Below are 23,431 nucleotides of genomic sequence, written 5' to 3' on the forward strand. Positions count from 1 at the left end.
CGGTCAGATCCGGTATCCCGAGCCGGGGACGGTGACGATCACCGCGGGCTCGCCGAGCTTGCGGCGCAATGTCATGACCGTGACCCGCACGACGTTGGTGAACGGGTCGGTGTTCTCGTCCCAGGCCTTCTCCAGGAGCTGTTCGGCCGAGACGACGGTGCCCTCGCTGCGCATCAGCACCTCCAGCACCGCGAATTCCTTCGGGGCGAGCTGGACCTCCTTGCCGTCGCGGAAGACCTCGCGGCGGTTGGGGTCGAGCTTGATCCCGGCCCGCTCCAGGACGGGCGGCAGCGCGACGGTCGTCCGGCGCCCCAGCGCGCGCACCCGGGCGGTCAGCTCGGTGAAGGCGAACGGCTTGGGGAGGTAGTCGTCCGCGCCGATCTCCAGGCCCTCGACGCGGTCGCTGACGTCTCCGGAGGCGGTGAGCATCAGGACGCGGGTCGGCATCCCCAGCTCGACGATCTTGCGGCAGACGTCGTCGCCGTGGACGACCGGGAGGTCGCGGTCGAGCACGACGACGTCGTAGTCGTTGACCGCGATCCGTTCCAGGGCGGCAGCGCCGTCGTAGACCACGTCGACGGCCATGGCCTCCCGGCGTAGTCCGGTGGCCACCGCATCGGCGAGCAGCTGCTCGTCCTCGACGACGAGAACACGCACGTCGCTAGTCCTTCCTCACGGCCCTTTCGGGCGGGCACAACAATCACTGGGAGCCCTTCCATCCTGCCCCGAAGAGCCATAAACCGGCAGTAAGGCGGGAGGGGCGGGCCCTGGGGCCGGGCGCCTGGGAGCCCGGTCGGCAGGATTCCTGGGCGGGTTGAGGTTTCCCTGAGGTTGCGGGTGGGGAGGACGACTGCACACCCGCGATCACGCCCTGTCGTTGGCGACCTACGTGCCATGAACTGATCCATTCCACAGGGACCACGCCGTGATCGACCCACCGTCGGCACACCCCCGTGCCACCGACCCACGACGAGGGGGCGCACATGGACGCGTTCACCGCAGGCATTTTGCAGCGCATAGAGAACACCGAAGCCGATCTGGACCGGGCCCGCCGCGCGGGCGATGACTTCCTCGTCGAGGTCGAGCAGGCCGAGCTCGAGGACCTCCAGCGGCTGGCGAACGAGCACGGTGTGCGTTACGGAGCGGTCAGCAACGCCTGATCACGCCGGCGTACGGGGATCGCGCCCCGGCACCCAGGACGGGTGCCGGGGCGCGGTCGTGCCCGGAGGGTGGCGTGGTCGCGGGTCAGTCGTGCCAGGCGCCGAGTTCGTCCAGCAGCGGCTGGAGCTGCGCGAAGAGTTCCGGGGAGGCGGCGAGGGTCAGCTCGTGGGATGCCGGCTGCCCGGGGCGGCCGCCGGTGCGGGCGCCGGCCTCACGGGCGATCAGCGTCCCGGCCGCCAGGTCCCAGGGGTTCAGCCCGCGCTCGTAGTAGGCGTCCAGCCGGCCGCAGGCCACGTCGCACAGGTCGATGGCGGCCGACCCGCCCCGCCGGATGTCGCGGACCTGCGGCAGCAGGGTGCGCACGACCTCGGCCTGGGCGGCGCGGCGGTCGGCCAGGTAGGCGAAGCCGGTGCCGAGCAGCGCCTGGGAGAGCGGCGGCGCGGGCCGGTGACGGACCGGCTCGCCGTTGTTGTACGCGCCCCGGCCCAGGACGGCGTGACAGGTCTCGCCGCGCATCGGGGCGGCGACGACCCCGACGACCACCTCGCCGTCCTTCTCGGCGGCGATGGACACCGCCCAGGAGGGCAGGTCGTAGAGGTAGTTGACGGTGCCGTCGACGGGGTCGATGACCCAGCGGATGCCGCTGGTGCCCTCGATGCTGGCGCCCTCCTCCCCCAGGAAGCCGTCGTCGGGGCGGTGCTCCCCGAGGAAGCCGGTGATCAGCTTCTCGGAGGCGAGGTCCATCTCGGTGACGACGTCGATCGGGCTGGTCTTCGTGGCGGCCACACCGAGGTCGGCGGGCCGGCCGTCGCGCAGCAGCGTCCCGGCGCGGCGGGCGGCCTCCAGGGCCAGCTCCAGGAGGTCGTCGTACAGCGCGTCGGTCTGCGTCGGGTCGGGCACGGTGCTCCTTGCTCGGACGAGCGGCGGTCGGGCGGGCAGGGGTGGGGCGGTGGACGGCGCGCGGGGCGGCCGCCGGGCGTCCGCCGCCGCGGGGTACGGGTCTACGCGGGGCCTTGAGCGACCGGGCCCGGCCAGTCGGCGCCGGCCGCGGCCGGGCGCGGGGTGCGGGCCGGGCAGCAGCCGACCGGGCACAGGTCGTGGGAGGGGCCCAGGGCGCCCAGGGCGCAGCGCTCGGGGGTGCGGCCGCGTTCGGTGGCGGCGCGCTCCAGGAGGAGCTCGCGGACGGCGGCGGCGAACCGGGGGTCGGCGCCCACGGTCGCGGACCGGGCGACCGGCAGCCCCAGTTCGGCGGCCTTGGCGGTGGCCTCGGTGTCGAGGTCGTACTTGACCTCCATGTGGTCCGAGACGAAGCCGATGGGGGCCATGACCACGGCCGGGGCGCCGGCGGCGTGCCGCTCCTCCAGGTGGTCGCAGATGTCGGGCTCCAGCCAGGGGATGTGCGGGGCGCCGCTGCGGGACTGGTAGACGAGCTGCCAGGGGTGGTCCACCCCGGTCTCCGCCCGGACCGCGTCGGCGATCACCCGCGCCACGTCGAGGTGCTGGGCCACGTAGGCGCCGCCCTCGCCGCCCTCGGTGTGGTCCCCCGGGGTGCCGGAGGTGTCCGCGGCGGCGGTGGGGATGGAGTGCGTGGTGAAGGCGAGGTGGGCGCCGTCGCGGACGTCCTCGGGCAGCGCGGCGAGGGAGGCCAGCACCCCGTCGACCATCGGCCGGACGAAGCCGGGGTGGTTGAAGTAGTGCCGCAGCTTGTCGACCTGCGGGACCGGCAGTCCCTCGGCCTGGAGGGCGGCGAGCGCGTCGGCGAGGTTCTCGCGGTACTGGCGGCAGCCCGAGTACGACGCGTAGGCGCTGGTCGCCAGTACGGCGATGCGGCGGTGGCCGTCGCCGACCATCTGGCGCAGGGTGTCGGTCAGGTAGGGCGTCCAGTTGCGGTTGCCCCAGTAGACCGGCAGTTCCAGGCCGTTCTCGGCGAAGTCCTTGCGCAGTGCGTCGAGCAGTTCGCGGTTCTGGGCGTTGATCGGGCTGACGCCGCCGAACAGGAAGTAGTGCTGCCCCACCTCCTTGAGGCGCTCACGGGGGATGCCGCGGCCGCGGGTGACGTTCTCCAGGAACGGGACGACGTCGTCGGGGCCTTCGGGGCCGCCGAAGGAGAGCAGCAGCAGGGCGTCGTAGGGGCGGGGATCACGCTGTTCGGGCATGGCATCGATCCTGCCACCCCTCCCCCGGGTGCGGCGGGCAGGTCCCGGTACGCGGACGGCCGGTGAGCGCGGCGGGACCGGTCCGAAAAACCGGAGGCGTGGGGCTCGGCACCGCCCGTAAGCTGTATCGGCCACATACATTCCTTACCGATCTTCGGTCCTCATCCGGCGGAGCGCCCCCGTTGCCCAGTCCCTACCGCGCCCTCTTCGGCCGCCCCGGCACCAAGTCCTTCTCCGCCGCCGGGCTGCTGGGCCGGATGCCGCTGTCCATGCTGAGCATCGGTGTCGTCACGATGGTCTCCCAGCTGACCGGGCGGTACGGCCTGGCGGGCGCGCTGTCGGCGACCCTCGCGCTGTCCGCGGCGGTGCTCGGCCCGCAGATCTCCCGGCTGGTGGACCGGCACGGCCAGCGCCGGGTGCTGCGCCCGGCGACGCTGGTGTCGCTGGCCGCGGTCGCGGGTCTGCTGCTGAGCGCCCAGCAGCGGTGGCCGGACTGGGTGCTGTTCGTCTTCTCGGCGTGTGCGGGGTGCGTGCCGAGCGTCGGGTCGATGGTCCGGGCGCGCTGGGCGGAGCTGTACCGCGGCTCGCCGCGGGAGCTTCACACCGCGTACTCGTGGGAGTCGATCGTCGACGAGATGTGCTTCATCGTCGGTCCGATCCTGTCGATCGGGCTGTCCACCGCGTGGTTCCCGGAGGCCGGGCCGCTGCTGGCGGGGGGCTTCCTGGCGGCCGGGGTCTTCTGGCTGACGGCGCAGCGGGCGACGGAGCCGGTGCCGCATCGGGGGGAGCAGCAGGCCGGTGGCTCGGCGCTGCGTTCGCGGGGGCTGCAGGTGCTGGTGGGGACGTTCGTGGCGACCGGCGCGATCTTCGGGGCGATCGACGTGGTGACGGTGGCGTTCGCGGAGGAGGCCGGGCACAAGACGGCGGCGAGTCTGGTGCTGGCCGTGTATGCGCTCGGTTCCTGTGTGGCGGGCGCCGTCTTCGGGCTGCTGCACCTCAAGGGCCATCCGTCGCGCCGCTGGGTGATCGGGGTGTGCGCGATGGCGGTGAGCATGGTGCCGCTGCAGCTGGTGGGTTCGCTGCCGCTGCTGGCCGCCGCGCTGTTCGTGGCGGGGCTGTCCATCGCGCCGACGATGGTGACGACGATGGCGCTGGTCGAGGAGCACGTCCCGCGGTCGAAGCTGACCGAGGGCATGACGTGGACCAGCACCGGTCTGGCCGTGGGGGTCGCCCTGGGTTCGTCGGCGGCCGGCTGGGTGGTGGACGCCGCGGGTGCGGAGCGCGGCTATCTGGTGCCGGGGGCGTCGGGCGTACTGGCGGCGCTGGTGGCGTTCGCGGGCTACCACCGGCTCCGTCCGCGGCAGCCGGCGGCCGCGGCGGCGGGCCCGGTCGCGGCGGGGCTGCCGGAGGGCGGCACGGCGGCCGCGGAACGGCCCGACGGGCAGCCCGTCGGGTGAGTCGCGCGACCCCGGGGGTTACCGGCGGTACGAGATGTCCCGGAGCCGGGTGATTACGGCCGATTCCTTGATCGGTTAATTCCGCTCGGCCCCTGTGGAGGACACCGCGGTGACTGACATCATGCGCTCACACCAAGCGCGGCCGACCGGCCGGCCCGCGTGGAGGGAGGGGACGTCACCATGGCAGTCAGCAACGCCGTCGACGGCTCGGGAGGACGCGGCTCCACCGCCGCCCCGTGGCGCAACTGGGCGGGCAACGTCACCACCCGCCCCGCCCGGAGCGTGGCCCCGGCGAGCACCGAAGAGCTGGCCGCCGCGGTCCGCGCCGCCGCCACGGACGGGCTGACGGTCAAGGCGGCCGGTACGGGCCACTCCTTCACCCCGGCGGCCGCCACCGACGGGCTGCTGGTCCGCCCCGAGCGGCTGACCGGTGTCCGTGCGGTGGACCGCGCGGCCGGCACGGTCACGGTGGCCGCCGGGACGCCCCTCAAGCACCTCAACGAGACGCTGGCCGCGCACGGGCTGTCGCTGACCAACATGGGCGACATCATGGAGCAGACCGTCTCCGGGGCGGTCAGCACCGGCACCCACGGCACCGGCCGGGACTCGGCGTCGCTGGCCGCCCAGGTCACCGCCCTGGAGCTGGTCACCGCCGACGGCTCGGTGCTGACCTGTTCCGCCGGGGAGAACCCGGACGTCTTCGCCGCGGCCCGGCTGGGCCTGGGCGCCCTCGGAGTGATCAGCGAGCTCACCTTCGCGGTGGAGCCGGAATTCCTGCTGACCGCCCGTGAGGAACCGATGCCGTTCGACGAGGTGACCGGCCGGTTCGACGAACTCGCCGCCGAGAACGAGCACTTCGAGTTCTACTGGTTCCCGCACACCGGCAACTGCAACACCAAGCGCAACAACCGCAGCCAGGGCCCCGCGGCGCCACCCGGCCGGATCAGCGGCTGGATCGAGGACGAGCTGCTCTCCAACGGCGTCTTCCAGGTCGCCTGCGCCGTCGGGCGCGCGGTGCCGGCCGCCATACCGGGCATCGCCAGGATCTCCAGCCGCGCCCTGTCGGCCCGTACGTACACCGACATCCCCTACAAGGTGTTCACCTCGCCGCGGCGGGTGCGGTTCGTGGAGATGGAGTACGCGCTGCCCCGGGCGGCCGCGGTCGCGGCGCTGGGCGAGCTGAAGGCGCTCGTGGAGCGCTCGGACTTCAGGATCAGCTTCCCGGTGGAGGTGCGCACCGCGCCGGCCGATGACCTTCCGCTGTCCACCGCCTCCGGCCGGGACACCGTCTACGTCGCCGTGCACATGTACCGCGGCACGCCCCACGAGGCGTACTTCGCGGCCGCCGAACGGATCATGACCGCGCACGAGGGCCGCCCGCACTGGGGCAAGCTGCACACCCGTGACGCGGCGTACCTCGCCGACGCCTGTCCACGGTTCGGCGAGTTCACCGCGGTCCGGGACCGGCTGGACCCGGACCGCCGGTTCGGCAACGCCTACCTGCGCCGGGTGCTCGGGGACTGACCCGGACACCCGACGCGGGCGGGAGCGGCCGGTTTCAGGAAGCTCCCGGTTCGGGCGCCCCCGCCTCGGTCTCCGGCCCGTTCTGCTGACTCCCCTGGGTGCCGCCGGTCGCGTCGTCACCGCTTCCGGTGCCGCCGCTGTCCGGCGAACCGCTCGGGGACGGGCTCGTGGACGGCGAGTTCTCCGGGTCCGGCGAGCTCTTGCCGCCGTCGGACGGGCTGGGGCTCGGTGACGGGGTGCCGTGGTCGGTGCCCCGGCCGTTGCCGGTGTCGGTGGACCTGCCCGGGTCCGGGGTCGCACCGCTGCCGCTGCCGTGCCGGCCGCCGTCCCCCGGGGTGTCGCCCGGGCCGGGCGACTGCGGGGTGACGGGCTGGTGCCGGCCGGTGCTCCCGGTCCGGGTGAGGTTGCCGAGCGTGGTGCCCTGCTGGCCGCTCGGGGTCTGCCCGGTCAGCAGCTCGGTGGCGGTGACCCCGCCCATGGCGAGGGCGAACACCGCGAGCGCGCCGAGCGCCGGCCGCTTCCAGCCGCGCAGCCGGGTGCCGTACGTGGTGGCGCTGATCTCCTTGGGCCGGCCGATGGGCGGCCAGGCCGGAACCGGCGCGGTGGGAGCGGCAGCCGGGCGCGCGGGCGGCCGCCCCACTGCCACGGTGCGCTCGTCGAGGCGCGGCACCATTTGGGTCCGGTCGAGGGGATGGGCGTTCGCGGGATCACGCCGGCGGGCCATCTCGGCCCGGGGGATCACCTGCGTACGGGCCGCGTCGGGCCCGGAGGTCTTGGCGGCGACGGAGGTGACGGGGTCCTCCGCGCCCTGCTTGTCGAAGGTGGGCAGCACCATCGTGGGGTCGGGCTGCCCGGCCTGGCGGGTGGTGGATCGAAAGCGGGAGGAGGAGCGGCGCGGCCTCGGCCGGGTGCTGACCGAAGCCTCCTTGATCTGCTCGCCGGTACGCCGGAAGAGGTGCTGGAATATCGACCCGCCGGTGGTGGCCACGACACTGACCAGACCCGCGCCGATGATGGTTCCGTACACACCGAGTTGACCGGCGAGATACGCGGCGGCGGCCGCGGCGAGTGCACTGCCGGCCACCTGAGCGACGCTCAGGTCTATCCGCTTCTCCTTCTTCTTCGTGCCAGTTTCGGTTTCTTCGTCCATCTCCAACCTTTGATAGCCCCTTCGATCCATCTTGCACGGAGAAATGACCGATTGGCGGAGTCAACAGTTCCGAATCTGGGGAATATGTGAAACTCGCCACCCGTGCGTCAGGTCGAGAGATCGACAAGGTGACCGACCGCCGCTGTTCCCCCATAAGTTCGGCGGCGCGGCGGTCCACCTCGGTGGTCCGAATGGAGTACTGTGACCAACCCTGGCCCCGGTTCCCGTCCGGCTGCCCGGAACCCACGGGAGGGGCCAGATGGCGGCACTCAACCCCGGGGCGCCGCCGCTCGGCACGGGTGATCGGCGACAGGACAAGCGGCATGGTCACTGAGCGTTGCGAACTGGTAACCGTGTCATAACGGCGTTCGAGGGCCAAGCCTCGACACGCCGGGCAACTCGGCAATGTTGTGGCAGGCTGCACCCGGGCAGGCCACACTCGACTAGCGGAAGCAGCGACGCACGTGACGTCGGCAGGCACCACCCGGGAGGTCCCCATGCCCGAACTGCGTGTCGTGGCCGTCTCCAACGACGGCACACGGCTGGTGCTCAAAGCTGCGGACAGCACCGAGTACACGCTTCCGATCGACGAGCGGCTGCGCGCCGCCGTCCGCAACGACCGTGCGCGGCTGGGCCAGATCGAGATCGAGGTCGAGAGCCACCTGCGGCCGCGGGACATCCAGGCCCGGATAAGAGCCGGTGCCTCCGCCGAAGAGGTCGCACAGCTGGCCGGCATCCCCGTCGACCGGGTGCGCCGCTTCGAGGGCCCGGTGCTGGCCGAGCGCGCGTTCATGGCCGAGCGGGCCCGCAAGACGCCGGTGCGCCGGCCCGGTGAGAACACCGGCCCGCAGCTCGGCGAGGCGGTCGCGGAGCGGCTGCTGCTGCGCGGCGCCGACAAGGACAGCGTCCAGTGGGACTCCTGGCGCCGGGACGACGGCACCTGGGAGGTGCTGCTGGTCTACCGGGTCGCCACCGAACCGCACTCGGCGAGCTGGACCTACGACCCGCCGCGCCGGCTCGTCCAGGCCGTGGACGACGAGGCCCGGGCGCTGATCGGCGAGGCCGACGACACGCCCGAGCCGAGCTTCCCGTTCGTACCGCGGATCGCCCGGTTGCCGCGCGACCGGCCGCTGGACCGCACGCTGGACCGGCACTCCGAGCGCGGTGAGCGCGGTGACCGGTCCGGCGGCGAGGACGACGCCCGGGGCGCGGAGGAGGCCACCGGCGAGCGGGAGCGGGATTCGCTGACCAGCCTGCTGGAGGCGGTGCCGAGCTTCCGCGGCGACATGGTCGTGCCGGAGAGCGCCAAGGCGCCGCAGACCGACGAGGAGTCCGAGGCCGAGGTCGAGGAGCCGCCGGCCCCGGCGGCGAGCGCGGGGGCGGGTTCCGCGTACGCCGATGTGCTGATGCCGCGGGCGGTGGCCGGCCACCGCGACCGCCTGACCGGGACGACGGACCGGCAGGCCGAGGCGGACGGCGTCCGGCCCGGCCGCCGGGCCGCGGTGCCCAGCTGGGACGAGATCGTCTTCGGCACCCGGCGGAAGAAGCCGGAGTAGCGGCCGCCCGCCCGTGACGCCGTCCGTCCGCCCGGTCCCGCTCAGGAGCCGGGCGGACGGCCGTGTACGGGGCCGCGGACGGCCGTGAGTACGGCTCAGCCGGGCTGCGGGCCGGTGGCGACCGGTCGGGACGGGTCGGCGGACCATTCGCTCCAGGAACCGACGTACAGGGCCGCGGGGATGCCCGCATGCGCCAGTGCCAGCACCTGGTGGGCCGCGGAGACCCCGGAGCCGCAGTAGACGCCGACCTCGGCGTCGGGGGTGGCGCCCAGCGCCGCGAACCGCTCGGCCAGCTCGGCGCGGTCCCGGAGGACCGTGCCGCCCTCGGCGACGTTCTCGGTCGTCGGCGCGGACACCGCGCCCGGGATGTGCCCGGCGACCCGGTCGAGCGGCTCCACCTCGCCCCGGTAGCGCTCGCCGGCCCGGGCGTCCAGCAGGACACCGCGGCGGGCCAGAGCGGCCGCCTCGTCGGCGGTCAGCAGCGGCAGTGCGCCCGGCACCGGTGTGAAGTCTCCCGGTTCCGGCGCCTGTTGGTCGCAGCTCAACTCACCGCCCGCGGCCCGCCAGGCGGACAGCCCGCCGTCCAGCACCCGTACGTCCTGGTGGCCGCTCCAGCGCAGCAGCCACCAGGCGCGGGCGGCCGCCCAGCCCTGTCCGCCGTCGTAAACGACCACCGGGCGGTCCGCGCGGACCCCGGCGGCCTGCATCGCCTTGGCGAAGACACCGAGATCGGGGAGCGGGTGCCGGCCGGCCGGGCCGGGCGGCGCGGCCAGCTCGGCGTCGAGGTCGACGTAGACCGCCCCGGACACATGGCCGGCCTCGTACTCGGGGCGGCCGGGCGGGCCCCCGAGCTGGTAGCGGACGTCCAGGACCACCGGAGGAGTGGGCTGCGCCAGCTCGCTCGCGAGTTCGGTAGCGGTGATGATGACATTCATGGGACTCATCCTTGCGTAGCGGCGACTACGTACAGAAGGCGGGTACGCACCCTCCGTATGACGGAGTTACGCTCTGCATTAACGACTCCGAAACGGACTCGAAACACCAAAACGGGCATTCTCCTTTGCGAACGCGCCGTGGACGGCGCGGCCGGGGCGCACACCAGGACACAGGGTGCGAGCATCTGCTCGGGACCCCCGCCCGTACCCCCATGGTCAGCCCCCGATGCTCCGAGGAGAGTGACGATGACGACCGAGGCAGCGACTCGGCGGATGCCCGGCGCGCCCTGCTGGGTGAGCCTCCTGGCCCACAGTCTTTCCGCGACGCAGGAGTTCTACGGCGCGCTGTTCGGCTGGGAGTTCCGCCCGGGACCGCAGCACTTCGGTCCGTACGCACGGGCCTTCCTCGACGGCCGGGAGGTCGCCGGGGTCGGTGAGCTGGCGCCCGACCGCCATCTGCCGGTCGCCTGGACCACCTATCTGGCCAGCGACGACGCGGATGTGACCGCCGAACAGGTCCGTTGCTGCGGCGGGACGGTGGGTGTCGGCCCGCTGGACGCGGACCATGACGCGGGCCGGATGGCGATCGCCTCCGACCCACAGGGGGCGATCTTCGGGATCTGGCAGGGCCGGACGATGATGGGCACCAAGGTCACCGGCGAGCCCGGCACCCCGGTGTGGAACGAACTGGTCACCCAGGAGACCGGCGCCGTCAGCCCGTTCTACGAGCACGTCTTCGGCTTCGAGGCCGAGCCGGCTCCGGCCGACGGCACCGACCCGGGAACCGGCTCCGGCTCCGACTATCTGATGCTGCGGCTCAAGGGCCACCCGGTGGCCGGCATCCACGGCGTGGGCAACGCCCCGCTCCGCGACCGCGGCCCCCATTGGATGACGTACTTCGCGGTCCCCGACACGGACGCCGCCGCCCGCCGCGTCACCGAACTGGGCGGCCGTGTACTGGAGCCGGCCCACGAGTCCGCCCACGGCCGGGCGGCCACCGTCGCCGACAGCGAGGGCGCGGTCTTCACGATCGTCCAGCAGCGCTGAGCGGGGCGGCGCAGCGCTAGCGGAACAGCGCAGCGCTGAGCGGGGCAGGGCAACGCTGACGCTGAACCGGGGGGCGGGGCAGCGCTCAGCAGCACGGACAAGAAAAATACCGGGCGGTCTCTTTGATCACGCCACCACGGCGCCTTCCTCCCGGCACCCGACTCAGGAGACCGCCGTCGCCTTCCCGGCCTCGAAGAGCCGCTCGGCGCGGAACGGTGAGGTGTCCAGCCTCGCCAGCACCCCGGGAACGGCGACATTGGGCAGGAAGAGCTCCAGGAGCCGGGAGATCTCGGTGGAGAGGTCGGGAGCGTTCGGCACGGCCTCCGCGACGAGCTGCACGCCGGTCCAGGCACCGACGAACAGCCGGGCCGTGTCGGTCGGGTCGACGTGCGGCAGCAGTTCGCCCCTTCCCCGGGCCTCGATGAGCAGCTCCCGGCCCAGCACGATCCAGTCGGGCCAGCGGGTGCCGAACAGGCTGCGCGCCTTGGAGTCGACGGACAGCCGGATCGACGCACTCAACAGGGGCTCCCGGGGCAGGCGGTGAGCCAGCAACAGTGAGATGTCCACCCACTCCTGGAGCTTGAGCGCCTGCGGCACCAGCCCTTCGGTGGTCACCGCCTCGTCGAGCACACCGCGGGCGAGCTCCTCCTTGGAGGTGAAGTGGAAATACAGCGCGCCCCGGGTGAGCTTGGCCCGCTCGATGATGGCGGCGATGGTGGCGGCTTCGTAGCCGTACTCGTTGAAAATCTCCGCGGCGGCCACCAGGCAGGCCTTGCGTGTGCGGATCGCCCGTTCCTGTTTCGCCAACTCGCGTCTCCCGTGACCCAGGTGTTTGCCGCAGTCTCACAAAAGGCCGCGGACCCGGTATACCCGTCGTCGGACATCAGATGGAGCGGGGTGCGGTCGCCGCCGATGCCCGCGTTGCTGAACGCCGCGTCCAGCCGCCCGTACGTGGTGACGGCGAAGTCCACCGGCCGCAAGGCGCTGGCCAGTTCGGCGAGCCGTTCATGGGACGAGTCTGGCAGGGGCCGCCCCCGGCGAAGGGTCAGCCCGTCGCGTCCCGCGGCGGCGGGGCGACCGGCAGGACGTCCGGGGAGAGCGCGCCCGCACGGGCCGTGGCGCTGGTCATCCGGCGCAGGTGGTGGCGTCGGCAGAGCACCTCGTAGCCCACTTCCGCGGTCTGCCGGACGTCGCCCAGCACGACCTGGGCGCCCTCGACGACCATCGCACCGTCCACCGTGCGGGCGTTGTGCGTGGCTCGGGCGCCGCACCAGCACAGCGCCTCGACCTGCAACGCCTCGATGCGGTCGGCGAGTTCGATCAGGCGCTGGGAGCCGGGGAACAGCCGGGTACGAAAGTCGGTGGTGATGCCGAACGCGAAGACGTCCAGGTCGAGGTCGTCGACGATGCGGGCCAGCTGGTCGATCTGGCCGGGGGCGAGGAACTGGGCCTCGTCCACGATCACGTAGTCCGCCCGGCCGCCGCGGGATATGTGCGCGACGAGGTAGGCATACAGGTCCATGCCCTCCTCGACCTCGACGGCGTCGGTGACCAGGCCCAGCCGCGAGGAGAGCCTGCCCTCGCCGGCCCGGTCGTCACGGGTGAAGATGACCCCTTCCAGCCCGCGTGCGGCGCGGTTGTGCCCGATCTGCAGCGCCAGAGTCGACTTCCCGCAGTCCATCGTTCCGGAGAAAAATACCAATTCGGACATGGCTCGGGGGCTGGCCTTTCGGGTCGGAGTCGTTGCCCGCCCAGGGAAGGGCACGGCCCGCGCAGGGCCAACGGGCGGAGGGCGCAAGGGAGGTGAGGGGCGGGGGCTCGGGCGGGGTGCGGTCAGGTGCGGACTTCCAGGAGCGGTACCAGCTGCTCCATGGAGGTCATCGAACCGTGCATCCCGACCATCTCCGACTCGCGGGGCTCCCGTTCGGTCGCGATGATCACCATGTCGGCGTGGGCGGCCGCGACCACGTCGCCGATCCGGTCGCGCACCCGGTCGTCGACGTACGGCCCGAACCACCCGGCGGCGATGGCCTCTTCGCGACTTGCGACCCACATCTGGTCACCGACCACCTCGCGCCACACGGCGAGCACATCGGCGGCCGCGCCCGGATGGGCGTAGAGGTGCCGGGCCCGGCCCTCGCCGCCCAACAGGCGGACGCCGGCGCGGAGTTCCCAGTCCTCGTCGAAGTCGATCCGGGACTCCGGGCCGAACGGGATGTCGATCATGCCGTGGTCGGCGGTGATGTAGAGCGCGCTGCGCGGCGGCAGTTGCTCGGCCAGCCGCTGGGCCAGCCGGTCGACGTACATCAACTGCCCGCGCCAGGCGTCGGAGTTGACGCCGTAGCGGTGGCCCTTGCCGTCGACCTCGGAGTAGTACGTGTAGACCAGCGAGCGGTCGGCGGCGGCCAGCTGCTCGGCGGCCAGGTCCATCCGCTCCTCGCCGGAGAGCCGGCCGTGGAAGCTGCCGCCGCTGAGCGCGATCTTGGTCAGCGGGGTGTGCTGGAAGTCCGGCGCGGAGACCTGGCAGGTGTGGATGCCCGCGGCGTCCGCGAGCTGGAAGACCGTGGGGTACGGCTGCCAGGCGTACGGGTCGGTCCACGGGTACCAGCGCAGCTGGTTCATCAGCTCGCCGGTGGCCGGGTCCTGGCAGGTGTAGCCGGGCAGGCCGTGGGCGCCGGGCGGCAGGCCCGTGCCCACCGAGGCGAGCGAGGTCGCGGTGGTCGAGGGGAAGCCGGCGGTGAGCGGACGGCCGCTGCCGTTGAACGACGACCCGAGGAGGGAGGTGAGGAACGGGGCCTCCTCCGGGTGCGCGCGGAGCAGGTCCCAGCCGAGGCCGTCGATCAGGAAGACGCAGGCCCGGTCGGCGGGTGCGAGGTCCATGCCGGTGGCGAGCTCGGTCATGCCGAGGCCGGCGGCGATGGTGGGCAGCAGATCGGCGAGCGAGCCGGTGCCGTACTGCGGGACCGGCGCGGCCAGCGGGTCGAGCGGTTCGGGTTCCGGCCAGGCGGGGACGACGTCGACCATCAGCGGGGGGTGGTGGTGGCCGCGGTGGCCTCGGAGAGCGCCTGGGCGAAGGCGAGCGTCTCGCGCACCGAGTCGGGGCCGTCGCCGGCCTCGCTGACCCGCAGCGAGAGGTCATCGGCGGTGGAGGAGCCGGTGTAGCCGTGGTCCGCCTCGCAGTTGGGGTCGCCGCAGGCGGCGGGCTCCAGATCCAGCCGGGCCACCGCACCCCACCCGATCGTGAGCACGACCTCGCGGGGCAGCTGGCCGGGGGTGTACGACTCCGGGTTGGCGACCACGCGGCTGAGCACCACGGAGGAGATCCGGCCGAGCTTGACGGACTCCGTGGAGGTGGTGGCGTACGGCGAGGGGGAGGTGGCGTCGGCGGCCTGCTCGTCGGTGTGGCTGACGATGAAGCGGGTGCCGGTCAGGACGAGGACGGTGACGTGGCGGCGGACCTCGTTGGCGTCGAAGGTCGTCTCCTGGTGGACGAGGTACGACACCACCGGCTCACCACCGACCGCGGCCTGCACCGCCTCGGCCACGAGCGTCGGGTAATAGCCACTGCGCTCGATCGCCGCGCGCAGCCCCTGGGTCGTCGTACCGGTCTTAGCCATGGGGTCCATCCTACGGGGCTCGGGGGGCACCACGGCCCCCGTGGGGCGGGGTCCGTGCGGTCCGGGCGGCTCAGTAGGCGGGCAGGCGGCGGGGGCCCAGGTCGGTGGTGGCGGGCGGCCGGGCCAGGCGGACGGCGGCGCCCAGGACGGACAGGCCGCGGGGGGCGACGACGACCGGTTCGAGCTCCACCCCGACCACCTCGGGGTGGTCATCGACGAGCCGAGAGACCCGGAGCAGCAGCTCGGCGAGGGCGGCGGTGTCCACAGTCTGGGAGCCGCGCCAGCCGAAGAGCAGCGGGGCGGCGCGGATCGAGCGGATCTGCTCGGCGACCTCACGGTCGGTGGCGGGGATGAGGCGGTGGGCGACGTCGCCGAGCAGCTGGGAGGGGGCGCCGGCCAGGCCGAAGGAGAGCACGGCGCCGGCGGCCGGGTCGATGGCGGCACGGATGACCGTGTCGACACCGCGCGGCACCATGGACTGGACGACCGGACGGAGCTCTTCGGGCGAGCCGAGGAAATCGGTCAATTCGGCGTAGGTGCGGCGGAGTTCCGTTTCGCCGGCGATGTCCAGCCGGACTCCGCCGAGGTCGGCGCGGTGCCGCAGGTGGGGCGCGGTGGTCTTGAGGGCCACCGGGTAGCCGAGGCGGTCGGCGGCGCGCACGGCCGCGTCGGGGTCGGGGGCGGGGAGCACGGGGCGGGTGTGGATGCCGTAGCGGGCGAGCAGGGCCGCGGCGTCGTCGTCCGGCACCCGTACCGAGCGGCCGCTGGGGACGTCGGCGGCGAGCCGGTCGAGGAGCCGCTCGATGTCGGCGCCGGCCGCGGCCTCCTGGATGTCGTCGTACTCGGGGACCCGGCCGGGGTCGGCCGCCTCCCGGCGCCAGGCGGCGTAGCGGACCGCCTCGGCGAGCGCCCGTACGGCCCGCTCGGCGGCGGGGTAGGCGGGGATGCGCAGCGGGGTGGGACGGCGACGGGGCGGGGCGGCGGCCTCGGTGGCGGGGGCCGGGGGCGTCCGGAGAGCGGGGCGGGATCCGGGCGGCGGGCCCGGGGGGAACGGCGGACGGGCGGGCGGGTGCGGGGGCCGGGGTGGTGGGGCGGGGGCTGCCGTCGTCGGTGAGGTGGGGGCGGTCGGCGTCAGCGGGTCCGGCTCTGCGGCGGCCGGCGGGGCGGGCCGGTCCGCTGCCGGGGGCACCGGGTCCGGGAGGGGCGGCGGGGCGGCGAGGGTCTCGGCCAGGGCGTCCATGGCGAGGTGGACGACCGTGACCGGCTTCTCCGGGTGGGCCGCGGCGGCCGTGCGCAGGGCCGCGGCGAGCGCGGTGCCCTCGCTCGCGCCCGGGGCGGCGCCGCCCTCCTCCCCCACCCAGGGAATGGCCGTGACGATCACCGCGTCGCAGCCGTCGCCGGCGAGCGTCTCGTCGAGCGCGGCGCGGAAGTCGTCCGGTGTCGCGGCGGAGGGCAGCACCCGGGGGCGCGACGGCCGCAGCCGCTCGGTCAGACAGGCGTCGTAGGCGAGCAGGGCCAGGGACTCGGAGTTGCCGAGGATGGCGATGCGCGGGCCGGCCGGCAGCGGCTGGGAGGCCAGCAGCAGCCCGGCGTCGATCAGCTCGGTGACGGTGTCGACCCGGATCACCCCGGCCTGGCGCATCAGGGCGGCGACCGTGCTGTCGGGGACGCGGACGGTGGGCACGGCGTGGCCGGGCGGGGCGGTGCCGTTGTGCCGGGCGCCGCGGGCGACCACGACCGGCTTGACGGCGGCGGTGCGGCGGGCCAGCCGGGCGAACTTGCGGGGGTTGCCGATGGTCTCCAGGTAGAGGATCACGACATCGGTGTCCGGGTCCTCGTACCAGTACTGGAGGAGGTCGTTGCCGGAGACGTCGGCGCGGTTGCCGGCCGAGACGAAGGCGGAGATGCCGGCGATCCCGCCGTCCCCGGGGCCGCGGGCGTGCAGTCCGCTGAGCAGGGCGATGCCGATGGCGCCGGACTGGGTGAACAGGCCGATGTGGCCGGCGCCGGGCATCTGCGGGGCGAGGGAGGCGTTCAGCCGGACGTCGGCGGAGGTGTTGATCAGGCCGAAGGCGTTCGGCCCGATGAGCCGCATGCCGTACGAGCGGGCCTGGTGGAGCACCGCGCGCTGCCGCTCCCTGCCTTCGGGGCCCGCCTCGGCGTAACCGGAGGAGAGGATCAGCACGCCCTGGACGCGGTGTTCGCCGCAGTCGCGGATCACTTCGGGAACGCGCTCCGCGGGGACGGCGATGACCGCGAGGTCGACCGGGTCGGGGATCTCCCGGAGCGCACGGACCGCCGGCACGCCTTCGGGGTCGAGCCGCCGCAGGTCGTCGGGGAAGGCGTGGTTGACCGCGTGCAGCCGGCCGGTGAAGCCGGCGTCGAGGATGTGGCGCAGGGCCGTGCGGCCGATGCCGCCGGGGGCGCGGCCGGTGCCGATGACGGCGACCGAGCCGGGTGCGAGCAGCCGCTGGACGGAGCGGGCCTCGGCGCGCTGCTCGCGGCCGCGCATCACGGCCATGGACTGCTCGGTCGGTTCGAGGTCGAACTCCAGCCGCACCACGCCGTCTTCGAAGGTGCGCTTCTGGGTGTACCCGGCGTCCGTGAAGACCTTGATCATTTTGGTGTTGGCGGGCAGCACCTCGGCGGCGAACCGCCGGATGCCGCGCTCGCGGGCGACGGCCGCGACGTGCTCCAGGAGGGCGGAGGCCACCCCGCGCCCCTGATGGGCGTCCTGCACCAGGAAGGCGACCTCGGCCTGGTCGTCCTCGGGGCTCTTGGCGGGCAGCCCTTGGTCGTTGATGCGGTCGTAGCGGACGGTGGCGATGAACTCGCCGCCGACCGTGGCCGCGAGCCCGACCCGGTCGACGTAGTCGTGGTGGGTGAAGCGGTGCACATCGCGGTCGGACAGGCGCGGGTAGGGCGCGAAGAAGCGGTAGTACTTGGACTCGTCCGAGACCTGCTCGTAGAAGGAGACCAGCCGCTCGGCGTCGTCGGGGGTGATGGGGCGGATCCGCGCCGTGCCGCCGTCACGCAGCACCACGTCGGCTTCCCAGTGGGTCGGGTATGCGTGGTCCGGCGGCTTCTGCATGCGGACAGCGTACGACCGGCCACCGACAACCGGCCCGGCGCGCGTAATGTCGAGGTCGAGGGAGTCTGGGAGCAGTCCCGGCAGCGTGAGAGAATGGTCTAGACAACAGTCACGACTTTGAAGGGCAACACCATGGCTGAGCGCCGCGTCAATGTCGGTTGGGCCGAGGGCCTGCACGCCCGCCCCGCATCGATCTTCGTCCGGGCGGCCACCGCCGCCGGCGTCCCGATGACGATCGCCAAGGCCGATGGCAACCCGGTCAACGCGGCCTCCATGCTCGCGGTCCTGGGCCTGGGCGCCCAGGGCGGCGAGGAGATCGTGCTGGCCTCGGACGCCGAGGGCGCCGAGGAAGCGCTCGACCGCCTGGCCAAGCTCGTCGCCGAGGGTCTCGAAGAGCTCCCCGAGACGGTCTGAGTCCCCCGGGACGTCCCTTCGTGCGGCGGCCCCGCCACGGTGACCTGAAGAGGTGCCGCGGCGGGGCCGTTCTGCGTGCCGGAGAAATGTCGTTCCGGGAAAAGCTCGTTCCTGGCGAAATACCGCCGTCCCTCGGCCACGCAAATGCCGTGCCGACCGCCACGGAATTTTCATGGCTTGGGGCCGGTACGCGAGGGAAAGGCATGCACCGGAAAGCCTGCGGTGTCATATACGTGCCGGAAAGCAGGCAGGTGCCGAAACCTGAAATCAAAGGCGGAAACCATCGCCGCCCCGGAAAACGCACACCCCTTTGTATACGGCCCGCTTGTTAAGAACGGGCTCGCGCTGTGTTGACGGGCCGTTTCGTATCGCTCACGTCGGGTGCCGCGAGGCGCCGCAGCCGGTACACCGGGAGCGACCGCTCGATGTGCGCCGCCATCAGGGCCCGGGCCCGTTCCGCGTCGCCCCGGGCCACCGCGTCCAGCACCGCGCCGTGGTCGTCCCAGGCCTCACCGGCCCGCGGCGTCGGCTCCGTCGCATACATCCACTCGATCTTGCGGCGCAGCTGGGTCAGCAGTGCGGTCAGGCTGGGGCTGCCGGCCGCCTGGGCCAGCGTCTCGTGGAACCAGCCGTCGAGTTGGCGCAGGTCGGCGGGGCTGCCGTGGCGGGCCCGCTCGCGGCCCAGCCGTACCAGTCCGCGCAGCACCTTCAGATGCGCGGGGGTGCGCCGGGCGGCCGCGCGGGCCGCGCCCAGCGGCTCCAGCAGGGCGCGGATGTCGAGCAGGTCGGCGGCCTCCTGCTCGGTGGGCTCGGCGACGCAGGCGCCCGCGTGGTGGCGGGTGGTGACGAAGCCCTCCGACTGCAGGGTGCGCAGCGCTTCGCGGACCGGCACTCTGGAGACGCCGTAGCGCGCCGCCAGGATCTCCTCGATCAGCCGGCTCCCCGGCGCCAGTGCGCCGGAGACGATGTCCTCGCGAATCGCCGTGCACACCGCATGCGCGGAAATATGGCCTCGCATCGATCGTGCCTCCGCCGTAATCCCCGGAAAACGCCGCCGGTCGGCGGCTTTTCCGAGACTCTATTCGACCGGCGCGGCTTTTCCGACGGACTCCGCGTATTCGGCGATATTTTTTGGCCAGCCGACGCGGGGCATGAGGAGGCGTGCGCTGAGGGCGTGGGGCGGGCCGGTCGGACGCCGACTCAGACGTTGACGCCGTGCGACCGCAGATACGCGATCGGGTCGATGTCGGAGCCGTAGTCCGGGCCGGTGCGGGCCTCGAAGTGCAGATGCGGGCCGGTGACGTTGCCGGTGGCCCCGGAGAGGCCGATCTGCTGGCCGGGGGTGACGGTCTGGCCGACCGAGACGCCGATCGACGACAGGTGGCCGTACTGGGTGTACGTGCCGTCGTGCATCTTGATCACGATGTTGTTGCCGTACGCGCCGCCCCAGCCGGCCTCGACGACGGTGCCCGCGCCGACCGCGTGGACGGAGGCCCCGGTGGCGGCGTGGAAGTCGATGCCCGTGTGACTGCCGGACGACCACAGGCTGCTGGAGGCCTGGTAGCCGGTGGAGACGTAGGAGCCCGCGACGGGGGCGACGAAGGCGTTCAGGCGCTTGCGCTCGGCGTCCCGGGCGGCCCGCTCCTTGGCCTCGCGCTCCGCCTTGGCCTTCTTCCTGGCCGCCTCGGCGTGCCGCTCGGCCTCCGCCGCGCGCTTCTTGGCCTCGGCCTCGGCCTTCGCCTTCACGGCGGCGACCTCGGCGGCGGCCTGCTGGGCGTCGGCCTGGACCTCCAGGCGGTGGGCGAGTTCGTCACCGAGCACGACGGCCTGGGTGAGACCGGTGTCCTGGGTGCGCGCCTCGTCGGTGGCGGCCATCGCGGGCGAGGCCAGGGAGGCGACGACTCCGGAGGTGGCGAGGGTGGCTATGCCGGCGAGGTTGCGGGTCGTCCGGGCGCTGCGGCTGGCCCTGCGGTGCTTCCCGGTGGCACGGGTGAACGCCATGTGCTGGCTTGTCCTTTCCTTCCCTCTCGCCTACCGGGTTAGCTGACGGGTTCGGAGCAGGAAGGTCTCCTACGGGCTCCTCCGGAGAGGGGCCCGATTCACCCCAGGGACGTGGGTCCCCGGCTCCCCTGGCTCGCGCCGTAGGGGGACTCGGCGATGACTGTCCGGTGCCACTGTTGTGGCGGAGTTGTGACGAACAGCCGGACCGACGCTAATCGGGGCCACTTTGCGGAGCCAAACGGAACGGCAATTTTGTGCGGGATGCCACAAGTTCCGGCCCAACAGGCCCTCACAAACCGGACATACGGCGGACACCGACGGGCTTCGGCCGGACTCCGGCCGACTCCGGCGGACATGCGACGGCTCCCGTGGTGAGCGAACACCACGGGAGCCGGTCAGAACGTGACGCATCGTCATGCGCCAAGGGAAGGCTAGCCGCTGACGACCGTCACCTCTCCGATGCCCAGCGCCTTGACGGGCTCGGTGATCTGCGCGGCGTCGCCCACCAGGACGGTCACCAGGCGGTCCACCGGGAAGGCGTTGACGGCGGCGGCGGTCGCCTCGACCGTGCCGGTCTCCGCGAGCCGGAGGTACAACTGCGCCTGGAAGTCGTCCGGGAGCTGCTGCTCCACCTGGTCGGCGAGGGTGCCCGCGACGGCCGCCGCGGTCTCGTACTTGAGCGGCGCCACCCCGACGAGGTTCTGCACCGCGACGTCCCGCTCCTCGTCCGTCAGCCCCTCTGCCGCGAGGGTCCGCAGCACCTTCCAGAGGTCCTCCAGCGCCGGCCCGGTGGAGGCCGTGTCCACCGAGCCGCTGATGGCGAGCAACGCCGCGCCGGTGGCGCCCTCGGGGGACGTGGGAGCCGTGGAGCGCAATACCTGGCCGAAGGCGCGCACCCCGTAGGTGTAGCCCTTCTCCTCGCGCAGCACGCGGTCCAGCCGGGAGGTGAGGGTGCCGCCCAGGCAGTACGTGCCGAGCACCTGGGCCGGCCACACGCGGTCGTGCCGGTCGGCGCCGATCCGGCCGAGGAGCAGCTGCGTCTGGACCGCGCCGGGGCGGTCCACGATCACCACGCGGCCGGTGTCGTCGGCGGCGATCGGGGTGGCCTTGACCGGCTCGGCCGTCGAACCGCTCCAGGCGCCGAGGGTGTCGGCCAGCGCCGCGGCCAGGTCGATGTCGGTGAAGTCACCGACGATCACGGCGGTGGCCGTGGCGGGCCGGACGTGCGCGTCGTAGAAGGCGCGCACGGCCGCGGCGTCGATCCGCGCGACGGTCTCCTCGGTGCCCTGGCGGGGGCGGGAGATCCGCGCGGTGGCCGGGAACAGCTCCTTGGAGAGCGCCATCGCCGCGCGCCGGGCCGGGTTGGCGAGCTCGTGCGGGATCTCGTCGAGGCGGTTGCGGACCAGCCGCTCGATCTCGCTCTCGGGGAAGGCGGGGGCGCGCAGCGCGTCGGCGAGCAGGCCGAGCGCGCGGGTCAGCCGGGACGCCGGGACCTCCAGGGAGACGCGTACGCCGGGGTGGTCGGCGTGCGCGTCCAGCGTGGCGCCGCAGCGCTCCAGCTCGGCGGCGAAGCCCTCCGCGTCGTATTTGTCGGTGCCCTCGGACAGGGCGCGCGCCATGATCGTGGCGACGCCGTCCAGGCCCTCGGGCTCGGCGTCCAGCGGGGCGACGAGGTTGATCTCGACCGCGACGACCTGCTGGCCGGGGCGGTGACTGGTCAGGAGGGTGAGGCCGTTGGGCAGTTGGCTGCGCTCGGGAGCCGGGAAGGCCCACGGCTTGGGCGCGCCGCTCTGGGGCTGCGGGTGGAACTGCATGGTGCTCCCTGCGGAATCCTGGCGGGTGGCGTCGCTCACTGCTCCGTCTCCCCTTCCTCGGTGCCGTTGCCGGCCGGCTCGGTGGGCTCGTAGACGAGCACCGCGCGGTTGTCGGGGCGCAGCCGGGCCTTGGCGACCGCCTGCACCTCCTCGGGGGTGATGTCCAGGACCCGCTGTACGGCGGTCAGCGCGAGCTGCGGGTCGCCGAACAGGACGGCGAAGCGGCACAGTTCGTCGGCGCGGCCGCTGACCGTCGCCAGGCGGTCCAGCCACTCGCGCTCCAGCTGGGCCTGCGCCCGTTCCATCTCCTCCGGGGTGGGCCCCTCGGCGGCGAACCGCGCCAGCTCCTCGTCGACCGCGCGCTCGATGGCGGGCACCTCCACCCCGGCGGACGTCTTCACGTCCAGCCAGCCCAGGGAGGGCGCACCGGCCAGCCGCAGCAGACCGAAGCCGGCGGCGACGGCGCTGCGGTCGCGGCGCACCAGCCGGTTGTACAGGCGGGAGGACTCGCCGCCGCCCAGGACGGTCAGCGCGAGGTCGGCGGCGTCCGCCTCACGGGTGCCGTCGTGCGGCAGGCGGTAGGCCGCCATCAGGGCGCGGGAGGGCACCTCCTCCTCGACGACCTCGCGCAGCTCGCTGCCCACCACGTCGGGCAGGGTGCCGTCCCGGGGCGGCTGCTTGCCGTCGTGGGAGGGGATCGAGCCGAAGTACTTCTCGATCCAGGCCAGCGTCCGGGCCGGGTCGATGTCGCCGACGACCGACAGGACGGCGTTGTTGGGCGCGTAGTACGTACGGAAGAACGCCCGGGCGTCCTCCAGGGAGGCGGCGTCCAGATCGGCCATCGACCCGATGGGGGTGTGGTGGTACGGGTGGCCCTCGGGGTACGCCATGGCCGTCAGCTTCTCGAAGGCCGTGCCGTAGGGGACGTTGTCGTAGCGCTGGCGGCGCTCGTTCTTGACGACGTCGCGCTGGTTCTCCAGGGACTCCTCGTCGAGCGCGGTCAGCAGCGATCCCATGCGGTCCGCCTCCAGCCAGAGCGCCAGCTCCAGCTCGTGGGCGGGCATGGTCTCGAAGTAGTTGGTGCGCTCGAAGCTCGTGGTGCCGTTGAGCGAACCGCCGGCGCCCTGCACCAGCTCGAAGTGGCCGTTCCCCTTCACCTGCGCGGAACCCTGGAACATCAGGTGCTCGAAGAGGTGAGCCAGGCCCGTACGGCCCTTGACCTCGTGGCGGGAGCCGACGTCGTACCAGAGGCAGACCGCTGCGACCGGGGTCAGGTGGTCTTCGGAGAGCACCACGCGCAGGCCGTTGGCCAGCCGGTGCTCGGTCGCTGTCAGGCCGCCGGAGCCGGCTTGTTCTGTGGCCGTGTGACCCATGGGCATGTACGTCCCTTCGATCGCTTGCGAGGAAGTTCTGTCACTGTATGCAACCGCATCGGCATCTGGCGAAGTTCCCGCAGGACCGCCCCCGAACGAGCACCCGCGCAGAGCCGGCAGGGGGCGGCCGCCGGG

Annotated in this window: 20 protein-coding genes and 1 riboswitch; of the genes, 6 read left to right on the top strand and 14 right to left on the bottom strand. The window is 73.2% G+C overall.

The features are described from left to right. Positions 1-3: 3 nt before the first annotated feature. Positions 4-657, bottom strand: a complete 654-nt coding sequence (locus tag AB0E02_RS07530) for a response regulator transcription factor (RefSeq protein WP_006602630.1) — start codon at positions 655-657, stop codon at positions 4-6. 326 nt (positions 658-983) lie between these two features. Here AB0E02_RS07530 and AB0E02_RS07535 point away from each other — a divergent pair, with 326 nt between their 5' ends. Continuing rightward, entirely contained in the window at positions 984-1,160 is a 177-nt protein-coding gene (locus AB0E02_RS07535; protein WP_199812429.1) for a hypothetical protein, read from the top strand. A gap of 85 nt (positions 1,161-1,245) precedes the next feature. On the opposite strand, the gene AB0E02_RS07540 is transcribed toward AB0E02_RS07535, so the two are convergent. Both AB0E02_RS07540 and AB0E02_RS07545 read right to left on the bottom strand, forming a co-directional pair. Then, the gene (locus AB0E02_RS07540) at positions 1,246-2,061 is read right to left on the bottom strand and encodes an inositol monophosphatase family protein (protein WP_310723128.1); all 816 of its coding nucleotides are present in this window, start codon (positions 2,059-2,061) and stop codon (positions 1,246-1,248) included. Between the two features lie 101 nt (positions 2,062-2,162). Continuing rightward, complete coding sequence (locus AB0E02_RS07545) at positions 2,163-3,317, bottom strand: ferrochelatase (RefSeq protein ID WP_362137061.1); 1,155 nt, start codon at positions 3,315-3,317, stop codon at positions 2,163-2,165. Positions 3,318-3,499: 182 nt separating this feature from the next. Here AB0E02_RS07545 and AB0E02_RS07550 point away from each other — a divergent pair, with 182 nt between their 5' ends. Next, positions 3,500-4,774, top strand: coding sequence for an MFS transporter (locus AB0E02_RS07550; protein ID WP_362137062.1), 1,275 nt, complete (start codon positions 3,500-3,502; stop codon positions 4,772-4,774). A 180-nt stretch (positions 4,775-4,954) separates the two neighbouring features. Further along, positions 4,955-6,298, top strand: coding sequence for a D-arabinono-1,4-lactone oxidase (locus AB0E02_RS07555; RefSeq protein ID WP_362137064.1), 1,344 nt, complete (start codon positions 4,955-4,957; stop codon positions 6,296-6,298). A gap of 34 nt (positions 6,299-6,332) precedes the next feature. Here the strand turns inward: AB0E02_RS07555 and AB0E02_RS07560 are convergent, their stop codons facing one another. Continuing rightward, the gene (locus AB0E02_RS07560; RefSeq protein WP_362137066.1) at positions 6,333-7,448 is read right to left on the bottom strand and encodes a hypothetical protein; all 1,116 of its coding nucleotides are present in this window, start codon (positions 7,446-7,448) and stop codon (positions 6,333-6,335) included. Positions 7,449-7,945: 497 nt separating this feature from the next. Here AB0E02_RS07560 and sepH point away from each other — a divergent pair, with 497 nt between their 5' ends. Beyond that, positions 7,946-9,004, top strand: a complete 1,059-nt coding sequence (sepH, locus tag AB0E02_RS07565; RefSeq protein ID WP_362137068.1) for a septation protein SepH — start codon at positions 7,946-7,948, stop codon at positions 9,002-9,004. 95 nt (positions 9,005-9,099) lie between these two features. Here the strand turns inward: sepH and AB0E02_RS07570 are convergent, their stop codons facing one another. After that, a complete protein-coding gene (locus tag AB0E02_RS07570; protein ID WP_362137070.1) occupies positions 9,100-9,939 on the bottom strand; it encodes a sulfurtransferase in 840 nt (279 codons plus the stop codon). Positions 9,940-10,185: 246 nt separating this feature from the next. On the opposite strand from AB0E02_RS07570, the gene AB0E02_RS07575 reads away from it, so the two are divergent. After that, positions 10,186-10,986, top strand: coding sequence for a VOC family protein (locus AB0E02_RS07575; protein WP_362137072.1), 801 nt, complete (start codon positions 10,186-10,188; stop codon positions 10,984-10,986). Between the two features lie 162 nt (positions 10,987-11,148). Here AB0E02_RS07575 and AB0E02_RS07580 read toward each other — a convergent pair whose 3' ends face one another. The 5 genes from AB0E02_RS07580 to AB0E02_RS07600 form a co-directional block, all read right to left on the bottom strand. Next, positions 11,149-11,793, bottom strand: a complete 645-nt coding sequence (locus AB0E02_RS07580; RefSeq protein WP_362137074.1) for a ScbR family autoregulator-binding transcription factor — start codon at positions 11,791-11,793, stop codon at positions 11,149-11,151. Positions 11,794-12,031: 238 nt separating this feature from the next. Then, positions 12,032-12,697 carry a thymidine kinase gene (locus AB0E02_RS07585; RefSeq protein ID WP_362137076.1) on the bottom strand — a complete coding sequence of 222 codons (666 nt, stop codon included), beginning with the start codon at positions 12,695-12,697 and terminating at the stop codon, positions 12,032-12,034. Between the two features lie 122 nt (positions 12,698-12,819). Beyond that, positions 12,820-14,010 (bottom strand): nucleotide pyrophosphatase/phosphodiesterase family protein, encoded by a 1,191-nt coding sequence (locus tag AB0E02_RS07590; protein ID WP_362137078.1) that lies wholly within the window; start codon positions 14,008-14,010, stop codon positions 12,820-12,822. After that, a complete protein-coding gene (locus AB0E02_RS07595; RefSeq protein WP_030417303.1) occupies positions 14,010-14,603 on the bottom strand; it encodes a DUF5998 family protein in 594 nt (197 codons plus the stop codon). Before AB0E02_RS07595 ends, AB0E02_RS07590 begins: the two co-directional genes overlap by 1 nt. 70 nt (positions 14,604-14,673) lie before the next feature. Next, positions 14,674-17,694 carry a GNAT family N-acetyltransferase gene (locus tag AB0E02_RS07600; RefSeq protein WP_362137081.1) on the bottom strand — a complete coding sequence of 1,007 codons (3,021 nt, stop codon included), beginning with the start codon at positions 17,692-17,694 and terminating at the stop codon, positions 14,674-14,676. 132 nt (positions 17,695-17,826) lie between these two features. On the opposite strand from AB0E02_RS07600, the gene AB0E02_RS07605 reads away from it, so the two are divergent. Continuing rightward, positions 17,827-18,108 (top strand): HPr family phosphocarrier protein, encoded by a 282-nt coding sequence (locus AB0E02_RS07605; RefSeq protein ID WP_030799053.1) that lies wholly within the window; start codon positions 17,827-17,829, stop codon positions 18,106-18,108. 328 nt (positions 18,109-18,436) lie between these two features. On the opposite strand, the gene AB0E02_RS07610 is transcribed toward AB0E02_RS07605, so the two are convergent. The 4 genes from AB0E02_RS07610 to AB0E02_RS07625 form a co-directional block, all read right to left on the bottom strand. Beyond that, positions 18,437-19,126 (bottom strand): GntR family transcriptional regulator, encoded by a 690-nt coding sequence (locus tag AB0E02_RS07610; RefSeq protein WP_362137082.1) that lies wholly within the window; start codon positions 19,124-19,126, stop codon positions 18,437-18,439. A gap of 182 nt (positions 19,127-19,308) precedes the next feature. After that, positions 19,309-20,109: a M23 family metallopeptidase gene (locus AB0E02_RS07615; RefSeq protein ID WP_362137083.1), complete on the bottom strand. Its 801-nt coding sequence runs from the start codon at positions 20,107-20,109 to the stop codon at positions 19,309-19,311. Between the two features lie 12 nt (positions 20,110-20,121). After that, positions 20,122-20,275, bottom strand: a riboswitch (cyclic di-AMP (ydaO/yuaA leader). A 265-nt stretch (positions 20,276-20,540) separates the two neighbouring features. Further along, positions 20,541-21,923 (bottom strand): pitrilysin family protein, encoded by a 1,383-nt coding sequence (locus AB0E02_RS07620; RefSeq protein WP_362137159.1) that lies wholly within the window; start codon positions 21,921-21,923, stop codon positions 20,541-20,543. Between the two features lie 35 nt (positions 21,924-21,958). After that, complete coding sequence (locus tag AB0E02_RS07625) at positions 21,959-23,296, bottom strand: pitrilysin family protein (RefSeq protein ID WP_362137160.1); 1,338 nt, start codon at positions 23,294-23,296, stop codon at positions 21,959-21,961. Between the last annotated feature and the right edge of the window lie 135 nt (positions 23,297-23,431).

The sequence above is a fragment of the Streptomyces sp. NPDC048196 genome, assembly GCF_040652715.1.
Taxonomy (GTDB): Bacteria; Actinomycetota; Actinomycetes; order Streptomycetales; family Streptomycetaceae; genus Streptomyces; species Streptomyces siderophoricus.

Bases quoted from the DNA above. Each gene is read 5' to 3' on its own strand.
- AB0E02_RS07535 (WP_199812429.1), top strand. From the start codon at position 984: ATGGACGCGTTCACCGCAGGCATTTTGCAGCGCATAGAGAACACCGAA.
- AB0E02_RS07545 (WP_362137061.1), bottom strand. From the start codon at position 3,317: ATGCCCGAACAGCGTGATCCCCGCCCCTACGACGCCCTGCTGCTGCTC.
- AB0E02_RS07555 (WP_362137064.1), top strand. From the start codon at position 4,955: ATGGCAGTCAGCAACGCCGTCGACGGCTCGGGAGGACGCGGCTCCACC.
- AB0E02_RS07560 (WP_362137066.1), bottom strand. From the start codon at position 7,448: ATGGACGAAGAAACCGAAACTGGCACGAAGAAGAAGGAGAAGCGGATA.
- sepH (WP_362137068.1), top strand. From the start codon at position 7,946: ATGCCCGAACTGCGTGTCGTGGCCGTCTCCAACGACGGCACACGGCTG.
- AB0E02_RS07570 (WP_362137070.1), bottom strand. From the start codon at position 9,939: ATGAATGTCATCATCACCGCTACCGAACTCGCGAGCGAGCTGGCGCAG.
- AB0E02_RS07575 (WP_362137072.1), top strand. From the start codon at position 10,186: ATGACGACCGAGGCAGCGACTCGGCGGATGCCCGGCGCGCCCTGCTGG.
- AB0E02_RS07585 (WP_362137076.1), bottom strand. From the start codon at position 12,697: ATGTCCGAATTGGTATTTTTCTCCGGAACGATGGACTGCGGGAAGTCG.
- AB0E02_RS07590 (WP_362137078.1), bottom strand. From the start codon at position 14,010: ATGGTCGACGTCGTCCCCGCCTGGCCGGAACCCGAACCGCTCGACCCG.
- AB0E02_RS07595 (WP_030417303.1), bottom strand. From the start codon at position 14,603: ATGGCTAAGACCGGTACGACGACCCAGGGGCTGCGCGCGGCGATCGAG.
- AB0E02_RS07600 (WP_362137081.1), bottom strand. From the start codon at position 17,694: ATGCAGAAGCCGCCGGACCACGCATACCCGACCCACTGGGAAGCCGAC.
- AB0E02_RS07605 (WP_030799053.1), top strand. From the start codon at position 17,827: ATGGCTGAGCGCCGCGTCAATGTCGGTTGGGCCGAGGGCCTGCACGCC.
- AB0E02_RS07610 (WP_362137082.1), bottom strand. From the start codon at position 19,126: ATGCGAGGCCATATTTCCGCGCATGCGGTGTGCACGGCGATTCGCGAG.
- AB0E02_RS07615 (WP_362137083.1), bottom strand. From the start codon at position 20,109: ATGGCGTTCACCCGTGCCACCGGGAAGCACCGCAGGGCCAGCCGCAGC.
- AB0E02_RS07620 (WP_362137159.1), bottom strand. From the start codon at position 21,923: ATGCAGTTCCACCCGCAGCCCCAGAGCGGCGCGCCCAAGCCGTGGGCC.
- AB0E02_RS07625 (WP_362137160.1), bottom strand. From the start codon at position 23,296: ATGGGTCACACGGCCACAGAACAAGCCGGCTCCGGCGGCCTGACAGCG.